The 13590-nt window shown below is 72.4% G+C and carries 14 protein-coding genes; 4 read left to right on the top strand and 10 right to left on the bottom strand.

Features of this window, described 5'->3' with window-relative positions; translation table 11 throughout:
- Window positions 1–73: 73 nt before the first annotated feature.
- From coaD to ACFWZH_RS22120, 4 genes are all read right to left on the bottom strand, one after another.
- Entirely contained in the window at window positions 74–556 is a 483-nt protein-coding gene (gene coaD, locus ACFWZH_RS22105) for a pantetheine-phosphate adenylyltransferase (protein WP_384433845.1), read from the bottom strand.
- Window positions 557–582: 26 nt separating this feature from the next.
- Window positions 583–1182 (bottom strand): 16S rRNA (guanine(966)-N(2))-methyltransferase RsmD, encoded by a 600-nt coding sequence (rsmD, locus tag ACFWZH_RS22110; RefSeq protein ID WP_384433704.1) that lies wholly within the window; start codon window positions 1180–1182, stop codon window positions 583–585.
- Between the two features lie 222 nt (window positions 1183–1404).
- Complete coding sequence (locus ACFWZH_RS22115) at window positions 1405–4374, bottom strand: helicase-related protein (protein ID WP_384433707.1); 2970 nt, start codon at window positions 4372–4374, stop codon at window positions 1405–1407.
- A 57-nt stretch (window positions 4375–4431) separates the two neighbouring features.
- Complete coding sequence (locus ACFWZH_RS22120) at window positions 4432–6108, bottom strand: DAK2 domain-containing protein (RefSeq protein WP_384433710.1); 1677 nt, start codon at window positions 6106–6108, stop codon at window positions 4432–4434.
- A 215-nt stretch (window positions 6109–6323) separates the two neighbouring features.
- Here ACFWZH_RS22120 and rpmB point away from each other — a divergent pair, with 215 nt between their 5' ends.
- Window positions 6324–6509 (top strand): 50S ribosomal protein L28, encoded by a 186-nt coding sequence (gene rpmB, locus ACFWZH_RS22125; RefSeq protein WP_006602870.1) that lies wholly within the window; start codon window positions 6324–6326, stop codon window positions 6507–6509.
- 156 nt (window positions 6510–6665) lie between these two features.
- Here the strand turns inward: rpmB and thiD are convergent, their stop codons facing one another.
- Both thiD and ACFWZH_RS22135 read right to left on the bottom strand, forming a co-directional pair.
- Window positions 6666–7496 (bottom strand): bifunctional hydroxymethylpyrimidine kinase/phosphomethylpyrimidine kinase, encoded by an 831-nt coding sequence (gene thiD / locus ACFWZH_RS22130; RefSeq protein WP_384433714.1) that lies wholly within the window; start codon window positions 7494–7496, stop codon window positions 6666–6668.
- A 69-nt stretch (window positions 7497–7565) separates the two neighbouring features.
- Complete coding sequence (locus tag ACFWZH_RS22135) at window positions 7566–8528, bottom strand: thiamine-phosphate kinase (protein WP_384433717.1); 963 nt, start codon at window positions 8526–8528, stop codon at window positions 7566–7568.
- Between the two features lie 158 nt (window positions 8529–8686).
- Here ACFWZH_RS22135 and ACFWZH_RS22140 point away from each other — a divergent pair, with 158 nt between their 5' ends.
- Both ACFWZH_RS22140 and ACFWZH_RS22145 read left to right on the top strand, forming a co-directional pair.
- On the top strand, window positions 8687–8920 hold the full coding sequence (locus ACFWZH_RS22140; RefSeq protein WP_384433720.1) for an Lrp/AsnC ligand binding domain-containing protein: 234 nt from the start codon (window positions 8687–8689) through the stop codon (window positions 8918–8920).
- A 9-nt stretch (window positions 8921–8929) separates the two neighbouring features.
- Entirely contained in the window at window positions 8930–9421 is a 492-nt protein-coding gene (locus ACFWZH_RS22145) for a DUF3515 domain-containing protein (protein ID WP_384433723.1), read from the top strand.
- On the opposite strand, the gene ACFWZH_RS22150 is transcribed toward ACFWZH_RS22145, so the two are convergent.
- The 3 genes from ACFWZH_RS22150 to ACFWZH_RS22160 form a co-directional block, all read right to left on the bottom strand.
- Window positions 9418–10572 (bottom strand): D-alanine--D-alanine ligase family protein, encoded by a 1155-nt coding sequence (locus ACFWZH_RS22150; protein ID WP_384433726.1) that lies wholly within the window; start codon window positions 10570–10572, stop codon window positions 9418–9420. The genes ACFWZH_RS22145 and ACFWZH_RS22150 overlap by 4 nt on opposite strands.
- 92 nt (window positions 10573–10664) lie before the next feature.
- Window positions 10665–11666: an NAD(P)H-dependent glycerol-3-phosphate dehydrogenase gene (locus ACFWZH_RS22155; RefSeq protein WP_384433729.1), complete on the bottom strand. Its 1002-nt coding sequence runs from the start codon at window positions 11664–11666 to the stop codon at window positions 10665–10667.
- The gene (locus ACFWZH_RS22160; RefSeq protein WP_384433732.1) at window positions 11663–12526 is read right to left on the bottom strand and encodes a lysophospholipid acyltransferase family protein; all 864 of its coding nucleotides are present in this window, start codon (window positions 12524–12526) and stop codon (window positions 11663–11665) included. The genes ACFWZH_RS22155 and ACFWZH_RS22160 overlap by 4 nt, the downstream gene beginning before the upstream one ends.
- A gap of 161 nt (window positions 12527–12687) precedes the next feature.
- On the opposite strand from ACFWZH_RS22160, the gene cofC reads away from it, so the two are divergent.
- Entirely contained in the window at window positions 12688–13338 is a 651-nt protein-coding gene (gene cofC, locus ACFWZH_RS22165; RefSeq protein WP_384433735.1) for a 2-phospho-L-lactate guanylyltransferase, read from the top strand.
- On the opposite strand, the gene ACFWZH_RS22170 is transcribed toward cofC, so the two are convergent.
- Window positions 13319–13522 carry a hypothetical protein gene (locus ACFWZH_RS22170; protein WP_384433738.1) on the bottom strand — a complete coding sequence of 68 codons (204 nt, stop codon included), beginning with the start codon at window positions 13520–13522 and terminating at the stop codon, window positions 13319–13321. The two genes, cofC and ACFWZH_RS22170, sit on opposite strands and share 20 nt — an antisense overlap.
- Between the last annotated feature and the right edge of the window lie 68 nt (window positions 13523–13590).

Consider the following 13590-nt stretch of genomic DNA (forward strand, 5'->3'; position numbering starts at 1 on the left):
TCCACGGGGCCTGCACCCGACACCAACTGACGGTCCATCAGCCAAGCGTCGCGGGCGGGTTCCGGGGGCGGGGTCAGTCCTTGTTGCGCAGCCGCTCGGTGAGGGCTTCGAGGACGAACGAGGGGACCAGGTGGGAGACGTCACCGCCCCAGGCGGCGACCTCCTTGACGAGGCTGGAGGACAGGAAGCTGTAGGTGGGGTTGGTGGGCACGAAGAGCGTCTCCACCCCCGACAGGCCGTTGTTCATCTGGGCCATCTGCAGCTCGTAGTCGAAGTCGCTGACGGCGCGCAGTCCCTTGACGATCGCGGGGATGTCGCGCTGCTTGCAGAAGTCGACGAGCAGGCCGTGGAAGGACTCGACCTCGACGTTGCCGTACTCGGCGGTGGCCCGGCGGATCAGGTCGATCCGCTCGTCGACCGTGAACAGCCCCTTCTTGGACTGGTTGATCATCACGGCGACATGGACGACGTCGTACAGCTTGGAGGCACGGGCGATGATGTCCAGGTGCCCGTTGGTGATGGGGTCGAACGACCCCGGACAGACGGCGCGGCGCAACTCGGGTTCCTCGCTCTCCGATCCGGTCATGACACGCTTGTTGACGTCGATTCGGCGGACGTCGAAGCGGCGCGACCGTACCAAAGCGTCCCCTCGCCGTAGCGACGGGCCTTGATCGCTTCGAATCCGTCCGGCCATGGGAACGTGCCGCCTCGGGTGCTGCGTTCCACGGTGACGAGTGCCTGCTCGGTCAGCCACCCCTGACCACGGAGTGTGAGCAGGATCTCGCGCAGCTCCTGGTCGGTCACCGCGTAGGGCGGGTCCAGGAAGACGATGTCGTACGGGTCGCCCGGGGCCGGTGCGGCGGCGGTCTGCTCGGCCTTGCCGGCCCGGACCTCGGCGCCCGGGAGGCCCACCGTGCGGACGTTGTCGCGGATGGTGCGCACGGCGCGGGCGTCGGCCTCGACCAGCAGGACATGGGCGGCGCCGCGGGAGAGCGCCTCCAGCCCGACCGCCCCGGAACCGCCGTAGAGATCGAGCACCCGGGCGCCGGCCAGCGGTCCGTCGAGCGACTCCCAGGTGGAGAACATGCCCTCGCGCGCCCGGTCGGAGGTCGGGCGGGTGCCGTTGCCGGGGGGTACGGCCAGGCGGCGGCCGCCGGCCGTACCGGCGATCACGCGGGTCATGGGCCCGTCCTTACGTTGCGCGTGGTCGGTGTGGAGTGCTGGTGGGAGCCGGTCGGGCTCCGCTCCTCCACGATATTCCGTCGACCGACGGCGAGCGGCCGTCCAAGGGGCCGCGCGAGCGCCCGGGGCCGTGATCGATCTCACGGCCGAGCGGCACGGGAGCTCCCCGTCCCGCGCCCGGCGCCGGGCCGGCCGGCGCTCCCCCGCTCGTCGCGCGACCCCTCAGCCCTTGTCCAGATACTGCTCCCGCTCCTCGTCCAGCAGGGCGGACAGCGCGATCCTCAGCTCCGGATAGCCGGTCAGCTCCGGATCCGCCGTGACCAGCGCCGTGGCCTCCTCGCGGGCGGACGCGATGATCTCCTCGTCGTCGATGACCGTGAGCATCCGCAGCGAGGAGCGGACGCCGGACTGCGCCTGTCCGAGGACGTCGCCCTCGCGTCGCTGTTCGAGGTCGATGCGGGAGAGTTCGAAGCCGTCGAGGGTGGCGGCCACGGCGGCCAGCCGGGCCCGGGCGGGGCTGGCCTCGGGCATCTCGCTGACCAGCAGGCACAGTCCGGGCGCCGAGCCGCGGCCGACCCGGCCGCGCAGCTGGTGCAGCTGGGAGACGCCGAAGCGGTCCGCGTCCATGATCACCATGGCGGTGGCGTTCGGGACGTTCACCCCGACCTCGATGACCGTCGTCGCGACCAGCACGTCCAGCTCGCCGGCGGCGAAGGACCGCATCACCTCGTCCTTGTCGTCCGGCGCCATCCGGCCGTGCAGCACCGCCACCCGCAGGCCGTCGAGCGGTCCCTCGGCGAGCTGCTCGGCGATGTCGAGCACCGCGAGCGGCGGGCGCTTCTCCTCCGCGTCCTCCGGTGAACTCGCCTTGGCGGCGGCCGCCTTGGAGCCGGACCCGGCCTTCTTGGTGCCCTTGGGCGCCTCCTCCTCGTCGTCGCCGATCCGCGGGCACACCACATAGCCCTGGTGCCCGGCGGCCACCTCCTCGCGGACCCGCTCCCAGGCGCGGGCGAGGAAATGCGGCTTGTCCTTGGCGGGCACCACATGGCTGGCGATCGGCGAGCGGCCGGCGGGGAGTTGGTCCAGGACGGAGGTCTCCAGATCACCGAAGACGGTCATGGCGACCGTGCGCGGAATGGGAGTGGCCGTCATGACCAGCAGGTGCGGCGGCTGCTTGCCCTTGCCGCGCAGCGCGTCGCGCTGTTCGACACCGAAGCGGTGCTGTTCGTCGACGACCACCAGACCCAGGTCGTGGAACTGCACCTTGTCCTCGATCAGGGCATGGGTGCCGACGACGATCCCGGCCTCGCCGGTGACCAGATCGAGCAGCGCCTGGCGGCGGGCCGCGGCCCCCATGGAGCCGGTCAGCAGCACCACCTTCGTCCCCTGTTCGGCCCCGCCCAGCATGCCGCCCTCGGCCAGCTCGCCCATCATCTCGGTGATGGAGCGGTGGTGCTGCTGGGCCAGCACCTCGGTCGGCGCGAGCATCGCGGCCTGGCCGCCGCTGTCGACCACCCCGAGCATGGCGCGCAGCGCGACCATGGTGTTGTGCGTGACGGTGAAGTGGTCGGTCACATAGGCGTGGTCGGGGTGCGCGACGCTGATGCACTGGACGGGCTTGCGGCCGACGTGCTCGATGGCCTGGATGGTGCGGCGGAAGCCGTCGGTGGCTCCCTCTTCCGGCAGCGCCAGGTGGACCTCGCCGGCGCCCTCGCCCGCAGCGCGCACCTGCGCACGGCCGCCCAGGGAACGCACCAGCCAGGCGAGGTCGTCGGCCAGCGGGCCGGGCAGGGCACGCAGGACGATGTCGGCGCCCGCGGGCCGTCCGGCGGCGTCCAGCAGGCCCCGTACCACCGCCTGCCGCTCCTTGAGCGGCGCGTTCCGATAGGCGTCCGGGACCCGGCCCCCGTTGTCGGCCAGCGACCTGCCCAGCGCGTACGGATCGAGCGGCCGCTCCCCGCCGCTCTCCAGGTCCACCGGCACGGCCGCCGGGACGGACCACTTCGGTTGCCCGTCGGCGCGCAGCAGATCGGCACGCAGCTCGCGCGTCGTCAGCACCTGCTCCTGCGTGCCGCGGGCCGCGACGATCCACAGGTGCTCGTCGTCGCACTCGACGGCGCTGCCGTCCGACAGCACCAGCCGCCACACCTCCCGCTTCCCCTGGGGGAAGACGCCGTCCACCACGGCGATCTCGCCGCTGGGCACGACCACCTCCGTGCCGACGGCCATCTCCCCCATGGGCCGAAAGCCGCGCGGCGTCAGCACCAGGGCGTCCAGCGGCTGCGCCTTGCCGGAGCCCACCTCGCCCTGGAGGAGGCGGTGCATGGGGTGTTCGGTCGCCAGGTCGTCGAAGATCTCCCGGCTGACCTTCTGCTGGCCGTCGGTGAGGGTGAACGGCAGCTTGGCGTCGAAGGCGTCGAGGATGCCGCCCTTGACCATCTTGCGTGCCACCGCGGGGAGTTGGGTGTCGGCGAGCCGGCGGCGGGCGAGGGCGACCTGCATCACGAACGCCTCGTCCCACTTCAGCCGGGCCCGCGCGTCGGCGATGTCGGCCTTGCTCCCCGGCCGGTGGATCTTGAGCAGTGCCTCGGTGAGCGGGACCAGCGCGCGCCCCTCGCGCAGCACCTCGGGCAGCGGATCGACGGCGTCCTGTGCGCTGGGCAGCACCGCGTCGACCGCCTTGGCGATCTTCCAGGACGCCATCTGCTGGCAGGCCGGGTAGATCGGCATCAGCTGATGGGCGAAGGCGCTGGCCGCGTCGGCTCCGTCGCCGGCGTCGCGGTCGAGGAGCTCGTACTCGGGGTGGGCGAGCTGCAGTTTGCGGTTGAAGACCGACACCTTGCCGGCGAACATCGCGCGCCGCCCCGGCAGCAGCTCCTTGTGCGGCTTGTGGATGCCCTTTCCGAAGAAGACCAGCTGGAGCCGGCCGCTGCCGTCCGTGAGCGTCACTTCGAGGCGCTGCCCCCGGCCGGCGTTGAATTTCAGCACCCGGGAATCCGCGACCTGCGCGACGACCGTGACGTGTTCGTCCAGCGGGAGGTCCGCGAGGCGGGTCAGCTCACCGCGCTCGGCGTAGCGGCGCGGGTAGTGGTGCAACAGGTCGCCGACCGTATGCAGGTCGAGCTGCTCGGCCAGCACCTTCGCGGTGGTGCCGCCGAGGATCTTCTTCAGGGGTTCGTCGAGCGCAGCCACGCGTCTATTGCACACCACGCCTCTGACAATCGCGGCTCACCCACCGGCACGGGGCGCTCACTCCACGCCGATGAGCAGCGGCGCGGCGTGCTGGCCGCCCTCGTAGACGACCGTGTCCACGGCCAGATGCCGCTCGCGCACATGCCGCTCCAGCCGCTCGGCGAGGGAGTCGGGTGCGTCGGCGCCCAGAACCAGGGTCACCAGTTCCCCGCCGGCCGACAGCATCCGGTCCAGGACGGTCGTCGCGGTGCGGGTGAGGTCGGAGCCGATCACCGCGACATCGCCGTCGATCAGGCCCAGGACGTCCCCGGCCTGGCAGACCCCGGCCATCGTCCACGACTGCCGCTCGGCGAGGGCCAGCTCGGCGTAGCGGGTGGCGCCCGCGGCCGAGGTCATCGCGACCACGTCCTCGTCGAAGCTGCGGCCCGGCTCGTGCACGGCCAGCGCCGCGAGGCCCTGGACGGCGGCGCGGGTGGGGATCAGCGCGACCCGTACGCCCTCGGTGCGGGCCTGTTCGGCGGCGGCCGCCGCGGTGTGCCGCAGTTCGGGGTCGTTGGGCAGCAGCATCACCTCGCGGGCGTGCGCCTGCCGGATCGCCTGCACCAGTTCACCGCTGGCGGGCGGCTCCCCGGGACGTACGGAGACCGGTGTGGCGCCGGCCTGCGCGCACAGTCCGGCCAGTCCGTCGCCCGGCACCACCGACACCACGGCCCGGGCCGCCATCGCCGGCTCCTTGGCGCGGCCGGCGCCGCCGAAGTGGGTGATGCGGATCCGGTACGGCCGGCCCGCGTCGATGCCGGCCTCCACGGCCGCGCCCGCGTCGTCGACGTGGACATGGACGTTCCACAGGCCGTCCCCGCCGACCACCACCAGGGAGTCGCCGAGGCCGTCGAGGCGGGTGCGCAGCCGGGCGACGGCCGCGTCGTCGGCCTCCAGCAGGTAGATCACCTCGAAGGCCGGGCCGTCCGGGTCCCCGCAGCCCTCCGCGGCCGTCCGGGCGGCGGCCTCGCAGCCGGCCGCCTCGGGCAGCGGGGCGTCGGCCCGTACCGCGACCGGGGTCGCCGAGACCTTCCCGCCGAGCGCGTCGGCGAGCGCGCCCAGCAGGGCGACGAGTCCGCAGCCACCGGCGTCCACGACGCCGGCCCGGCCCAGGACCGCGAGCTGCCCGGGGGTCGCCCGCAGGGCGCTGCGGGCGCCCTCGTGGGCGGCGTGGGCGACCTCGGCCGCGCCGCCGGTCCCGCCGGCGGTCCGCTCCGCGGCGTCGGCGGCCGCGGTCGCGACGGTCAGGACGGTGCCTTCCACGGGGTGCGCGACGGCCTCGTAGGTCGCCGCGGCGGCCCGGCGCAGCGACCTGCGCAGCGCGTCCGCTCCGCCGTCGGTGCCGTCGTCCGCGGCCGCCAGCACCTCGGTCATCCCGCGCAGCAGCTGCGCCACGATCGTGCCGGAGTTCCCGCGCGCCCCTATGAGGGCGCCGTGGGCCATGGCGCCGATGGCGTCGGCCAGGCCGGGCGCGGTACCGGCCGAGGCGTGCCCGTCGAAGGCCGCCTCGACCGCGCGGGCGGCCGATTCGAGCGTCAGGTAAAGGTTGGTGCCGGTGTCGCCGTCGGCCACCGGGTAGACGTTGATCGCGTCGATCCGCTCGCGTTCCCGGCCGAGCGCCTCCAGGGCCAGCCCGCACCAGGAGCGGACCGCGGCGGCGTCGAGCGGGTACGGCACGTCGTCCTCCTGGGTCACGGGATGCACCGCACAGTAGCCGCGGCCGGCCGGGGAGGCCGGGGCGGGGGCCCTGGGGTGCGTGGTAGTTTCGTTCTACGGGAGCGGTCGTTGTATGCTGCTCCGGTTGCCCGATGCGAATCGGGCCATTTCCTCTCCTGACGACGCCGGCCGGGCAATGCACTCGGCTCGTCGGGATTTCACCGTAAGTGCATCTGAAGTCTTTGGAGTGACCCGTGGCTGCCAACTGCGACGTCTGCGGCAAGGGGCCGGGCTTCGGCAAGAGTGTCTCGCACTCGCATCGCCGCACCAACCGTCGTTGGAACCCCAACATCCAGACGGTGCGTGCAGTGATCGGGCGCACGCCGAAGAAGCTGAACGCCTGCACCTCGTGCATCAAGGCCGGCAAGGTCTCGCGCTGACGCCTTAGCCGTAGCGCAGCCCGACCGGTTGCTTGGGAAGCCGGTCCACCTCCGTGGTGGACCGGCTTCTGCCGTTCCCGGGGCCGGGCACGGCAACGGCACAGGACGCGCGCCCCGCGGGCGCCGCTGCCCGGCCGGAGTGCCGCCGGGTCGCGCTCAGCGCCCGTCGCGCAGGCGCCAGCCGTGGTCCACGGGGCCGATGCCCGCGCCCAGCCGGAAGCCGGCCGCAACGGCGCCGGTGACGTACTCCTTGGCGGCCGCGGCGGCCTGCGGGACGGTGTCCCCCTTGGCCAGCCGTGCGGCGAGCGCGCTGGCGAGGGTGCAGCCGGTGCCGTGGGTGTGCCGGTTGTCGTGGCGGGGGGCGCGCAGCCAGTGCTCCTCGGTGCCGTCGGTGAGCAGATCGACGGCGGTGCCCCCGGCGCCGCCGGGCCCGCCGCCCTCCGCGGCCGGCAGATGGCCGCCCTTGATGAGCGCCCAGCGCGGACCGAACTCCAGGACGGCGGCGGCCGCCCGCCGCATGTCGGCCTCCTCCTGGACGCGTACGCCGGTGAGCTGGGCGACCTCGTCGAGGTTGGGCGTGGCGACGGTGGCCGTCGGCAGCAGCTTGCCGCGCACCGCGTCCAGTGCGGAGGCGGCCAGCAGCGCATCGCCGTGCTTGGACACCCCGACGGGGTCGACGACGACCGGGACCGTGAGTTCGGCGAGCAGCTCCGCGACGGTTTCGACGAGCTGCGCGGAGGAGAGCATCCCGGTCTTGACCGCCTGGACGCCGATGTCGTCGACGACGCTGCGGAACTGGGCCCGGACGGCCTCGGCGGGCAGCTCCCACGCGCCCTGGACGCCCAGGGAGTTCTGGGCGGTGACGGCGGTCAGCACGCTCATGCCGTGGGTGCCGAGCGCCAGCATCGTCTTCAGGTCGGCCTGGATGCCCGCGCCGCCGCCGGAGTCGGACCCGGCGACGGTCAGGACGCGTGGAGGTATGCGCATGCCGCCGAATCTACTCGCCCTCCCGTCACCCGACCTCCACCCCCAGAAGACGCCGCTACGCGCCGCCCCCTACTCGTCGTTGTCCCCGAAGTGGTCCCAGCCGGCCTTCGTCCAGGGGGCGCCGTCCACCGTCACCTGCGGCAGCGCGGACGGGTTGAGCACCTCGCCGATGACCTTCCACCGGGCGGGCAGCTTCACGTCGGGCGGGAAGGTGGCCACGATGGCGTGGTCCTCACCGCCGTTGAGGACCCACTGCATCGGGTCCACGCCGACCGCCGTGCCGATGTCGGACATCTGCGAGGGGATGTCGATCGCGGCGGACCGCAGATCGATCCGGACCTTGCTGGCCTCGGCGATGTGCCCCAGGTCGGCGACGAGTCCGTCGCTGACGTCGGTCATGGCGGTGGCGCCGAGTCCGGCGGCCGCCGGGCCCGCGTGGTACGGGGGCTCGGGGCGGCGGTGCGCCTCCACGAAGGCCCGCGGTGAGCGGAAGCCGCGGGTCAGGACGGCGTGCCCGGCGGCGGACCAGCCCAGCCAGCCGGTCACCGCGACGACGTCGCCGGGCTGGGCGCCGGCCCGGGTGACCGGCTCCTGGTTGCGCAGGTCGCCGAGCGCGGTGATGGCGACGGTGATGGTGTCGCCGCGCACGACGTCGCCGCCGACGACCGCGGCACCGGCCACCTGGCACTCGTCCCGCAGGCCGTCCATCAGCTCGGTCGGCCAGGTCGCGGGGAGCTCGGCGGGGACGACCAGGCCGAGCAGGATCGCGGTGGGCACCGCGCCCATCGCCGCGATGTCGGCGAGGTTCTGCGCCGCGGCCTTGCGGCCGACGTCGTAGGCGGTGGACCAGTCGCGCCTAAAGTGCCGGCCCTCCAGCAGGATGTCGGTGCTGGCGACCACCCTGCGGTCCGGCGCGGTGACCACCGCGGCGTCGTCGCCCGGCCCGATCCGTACCGCCGGAGTGGAGGTGAGCCGGGAGGTGAGCTCCCTGATCAGCCCGAACTCCCCCAGCTCCCCCACGGTGCCCTTCATGCTGTTGCCCTTCCCATGTGTACGGACGGTCCGTACGTGGCTGACGGCTGCGCCCCACTTCCCCTGTTCACCGCGCGGGTCTCCCCGCTCCGCGCGGTGACGCGGTACCGTGGCGTCCCTTCTTCCCACATGATCCTCGAAGCCGCCCTGGAGGTTCCGTGGTACAGGCCTACATCCTGATCCAGACCGAGGTCGGCAAGGCCTCGGCGGTAGCGGAGGTGATCTCGAAGATCTCCGGTGTACTGCAGGCCGAGGACGTGACCGGTCCCTATGACGTCATCGTGCGCGCCCAGGCCGACACCGTCGACGAACTGGGACGGATGGTGGTCGCCAAGGTCCAGCAGGTGGAGGGCATCACCCGCACCCTTACCTGTCCGGTCGTTCATCTGTAGCTCCCCCGTATGCTCGGCCGGGTGATCTGTGCACGTCGCCGGTACCTGGCCCTGCCGTTGCTCACCGTGCTGGTCGGCGCGGTGAGCTGTTCGTCTTCCGAGGACGTGGCCGCCCCCTCACCCCCCGGTGAGGCGGCACGGCACTGCCGGGCGCTCCACCGGGAACTGCCGCAGACCGTGGAAGGGCTCGCGCGACGTGCCGCGGAGCCCGTTTCCGACTTCACTGCCATATGGGGCGATCCTGCCGTGAAACTGCGCTGCGGGGTGCCGAAGCCCGACGTCCTGACGTACGGGAGTGAACATTACAACCCCAAGGCCGACGCGGCGGAAGTCGACGGCGTCGAATGGCTCTTCGAGAAGCAGGAGGACGGGTACCGCTTCACGACCGTGCTGCGCAAGGCCTATGTCGAGGTGACCGTTCCCGGGAAGTACGCCCCCGAGGTCGATGTGCTCACCGACCTCGCGGGCGCCGTGCGCAGGACCGTGCCGAAGGGCGTCTAGCGCAGCCCCGTCGAGCGCTGGAGCGCGGCCTGCAGGAGCCGGTCGATCAGCTCCGGGTAGCTCACACCGCTCTCCTGCCACATCCGCGGGTACATGGAGATGGGCGTGAACCCGGGCAGCGTGTTGATCTCGTTGATCACGAACTCGCCGTCCTCCTGCAGGAAGAAGTCCGCCCGCACCAGGCCCTCGCAGGAGGCCGCCTCGAAGGCCGCGACGGCCAGCTCCTGGACCTTCGCGGTCTGCTCGGCGGTCAGCGGCGCGGGCACGATCCCGGTGGCCGAGTCGATGTACTTGGCCTCGAAGTCGTAGAAGTCGTGCGCGGTCACCGGCGGGATCTCGGCCGGGACACTGGCCCGCGGGCCGTCCTCGAACTCCAGCACCCCGCACTCGATCTCGCGGCCGCGCAGCAGCGACTCCACGAGGATCTTGGGGTCGTGCCGGCGGGCCTCCTCGATGGCCTCGTCCAGGCCGGCGAGGTCGTCGACCTTGCTGATGCCCATGGACGAGCCGGCGCGGGCGGGCTTCACGAAGAGCGGCCAGCCGTGTTCCGCGGCGAAGTCCACGATCTTCTTACGGGCGGCGGCGCCCTTTTCTCCATTCGGAGCGGCCTTGTCCCACTCCCGCGGGCGGATGACCTCGTACGGGCCGACCGGCAGCCCGAAGGAGGTGAACACCCGCTTCATGTAGTCCTTGTCCTGGCCGACGGCGGAGGCGAGCACACCCGAGCCGACGTAGGGCACGCCGGAGAGCTCCAGCAGGCCCTGCAGGGTGCCGTCCTCGCCGTAGGGGCCGTGCAGGACGGGGAAGACCACGTCGACCTCGCCGAGCGCCTTGGGCACCGAGCCCGGTTCGCTGTAGACGACCTCGCGGCTGGTGGGGTCGACGGGGAGCACGACGGAGCCGTCGGCGGACTCGGCGAGCGCGGCCACGCTGGGCAGCTGCCGGTCGGCGATGGCCATCCGGTCGGGGTCGTCGGCGGTCAGAGCCCAGCGGCCGTCGGTGGTGATGCCGATGGGCAGCACGTCGTACTTCTCGCGGTCGATGGCGCGCAGCACGGCTCCGGCGGTGAGTACGGAGATGGCGTGCTCGGAGCTGCGGCCGCCGAACACGACGGCGACGCGGGGCTTGTGGGAGGAGGTCTGGCTGCTCATATCGCGTTGAGGGTACCTGCTGGTAGAGCGTGCGTCAGTGTTGCGGCGCCGGGTAGTGCCGCCGCGGGCCGGCAACGGCCCCCGCCCCGGCCCTAGTGCCGCTCGGACTTCGCGGTGCGCGACATCAGCTCCTTGAGAGCCACCATCGGCGGCTTGCCCTCGTGGACGATGTCCACGACCGTCTCGGTGAGCGGCATGTCGACGCCGTGCCGACGGGCCAGATCCAGTACGGACTCGCAGGACTTGACGCCCTCGGCGGTCTGCTTGGTGACCGCGATGGTCTCCTGAAGCGTCATCCCGCGGCCGAGGTTGGTGCCGAAGGTGTTGTTGCGCGACAGCGGCGAGGAGCAGGTGGCGACGAGGTCGCCCATGCCGGCCAGGCCCGCGAAGGTGTGCGCGTCGGCGCCCATGGCCAGGCCGAGCCGGGTGGTCTCGGCCAGTCCCCGGGTGATCAGGGACGCCTTGGCGTTGTCGCCCAGGCCCATGCCGGTGGCGATGCCGACCGCGAGCGCGATGACGTTCTTGACCGCACCGCCCAGCTCGCAGCCCACCACGTCGGTGTTGGTGTACGGGCGGAAGTACGAGGTGTGGCAGGCGCCCTGCAGCCGGCGGGCGACCGACTCGTCGGTGCAGGCGATGACCGCGGCGGCGGGCTGCCGGGCCGCGACCTCCTTGGCGAGGTTGGGGCCGGTCAGCACGGCGACGCGCTCGGCGGGGGCCTTGGCGACCTCCTCGATGACCTCGCTCATGCGCTTGGCCGTACCCAGTTCGACGCCCTTCATCAGGGAGACCAGGATCGTGTCGGAGGGCAGCAGGGGCGCCCATTCGGCGAGGTTGCCGCGCAGCGTCTGGGAGGGGACGGCCAGGACGGTGAACTCCGCGTCCCGTGCCGCCTGTGCGGGGTCGGTGGTGGCCCGTACGGACGCGGGGAGCTCGACCCCCGGCAGGTAGTCGGGGTTGGTGCGGCCGTTGTTGATGGCGTCGACGAGGCCGGCGCGGCGCCCCCACAGGGTCACCTCGCATCCCGCGTCGGCCAGCACCATCGCGAATGCGGTGCCCCAGGACCCCGTGCCGTAGACGGCGCAGCGCGTCACTTGCCTTCATCCTCCTGTGCCTGCTGGGTGCTTCGGACCTGCTGCGGGGCGGCGGCGCCCTCGGTGGCGGCGGCCGGCTCGACGGCCCGGTCCGCGACCGCGGTCCGGGCGGCCTTGGCGGCCTCCCGGGCGGCGCGGCGCTCCTGGGCGATCGCCTTGCGCCAGTCGTACGGTTCGGTCGGCGCCTGCTCGCCGCGGAGCTCGGCGAGCTGCTCGGTGATCGCGGCCATGATGCGGTCGGTGACGGCGCGCAGCACCTCGGCGGTCGGTTCCTGGTCGTAGTACGCGCTCAGGTCGACCGGCGGTCCCGCCTTGACCCGCAGGGTCTTGCGCGGGAGCAGCTGGAGCTTGTTCTCCTTGGCGTACGGCGGCATCGCGTCGTTGGCACCCCACTGCGCGACGGGGATGACCGGCGCCTTCGTCAGCAGGGCCACCCGCGCCGCACCGGTCTTGCCCTGCATGGGCCACAGCTCCGGGTCGCGGGTGAGGGTGCCCTCGGGGTAGAAGGCGACGCATTCGCCCTTGTGGATGGCGGTGACGGCGGCGCGGAACGCGGTGGCGGCGTCGGTGGTTTCCCGGTAGACGGGGATCTGCCCGGTGCCGCGCATCATCAGACCGACAAAGCCGCTCTTGAAGAGTCCGGCCTTGGCGAGGAATCGGGGGACCCGCCCGGTGTTGTACTGATAGTGCGCATACGAGAGCGGGTCGAGATACGAGTTGTGGTTGACCGCGGTGATAAAACCGCCGTCGGCTGGAATGTGTTCCATTCCCCGCCAGTCCCGCTTGAACAGAACCAAGAGCGGCGGTTTGCAGATGACCGCGGCCAAGCGGTACCAGAAGCCGATTCTGCGGCGGGACACTGGGACACCCTCCTTGTGGGACCTGTGATGCTACTGCGGGCCGGCAGCCGCACAAGTGTCGCCCCAGGTACCCGCTATGTCGAGAACACCGTAACCCCGGCGCTCCCGGGGAGCGGCGGCGGCGGGTGAGAATGGCGCCGATGCGAAGAGACGGAGCGGATGTGGGCTGGAGCCTGGTCGTGCCGCTGAAGCCGCTGGTGCGGGCCAAGAGCAGGCTCTCGGGGGCGGCCGGCGAGGAGTTTCGGCCCCGCTTGGCCCTCGCCTTCGCCCTGGACACCGTGACAGCGGCGCTGGCCTGCGAAGACGTGCGGGATGTGGTGGTTGTCACGGATGATCCGCTCGCCGGGGAGCGTCTGGCGGCCCTGGGCGCGCGGATCGTGCCCGACACACCGGCGCGGGGGCTCAACGCGGCACTGGCCCATGGGGCGAACGCGGTGCGGGCCCACCGCCCGGCCGCGCCGGTCGCCGCGTTGAACGCCGACCTTCCGGCACTGCGCCCGACCGAACTGGAACTGGTGCTCCATTCCGCTTCGCTATTTCCTCGTGCATTTCTCGCGGATGCGGCGGATATCGGGACAACACTTCTGACCGCGACTTCCGGAGTGGAATTGGCACCGGCATTCGGCGGTGCCTCGCGGGCCCGTCACCTGGCATCCGGAGCACGGGAGATCACCACGCCGGACGTGGTGTCGGTACGCCGGGACGTGGACACCGGCGAGGATCTGCTGGCCGCGCTGGCACTGGGCGTGGGCCCGCACACGGCCCGCCAGGCGCCGCGTCTGTCGCCGCCGGTCAGAGCGTCTGGAGCGTGATCAGGTCGATGCGCCGGGCGTCGCCCTCCCCGGTGACCTCGATGCGGACCCGCTGACCGGGCCGCAGCAGCAGCAGACCGCCGGCGTCGAAGGCCGCCGCGTCGAAGGGCAGCGGGGTCCCGTCGTCGAGCAGCACGCTGCCGGAGCGGGTGTCGGAGTCGTACGTGTACGCGGTGGCCTGCATGACACAGAGCCTAGACGGCGCCCGAACGCACCGCGGGCCGGGCTCCCCGGAGGGAGACCGGCCCGACG

This window comes from Streptomyces sp. NPDC059008, from assembly GCF_042749045.1.
Taxonomy (GTDB): domain Bacteria; phylum Actinomycetota; class Actinomycetes; order Streptomycetales; family Streptomycetaceae; genus Streptomyces.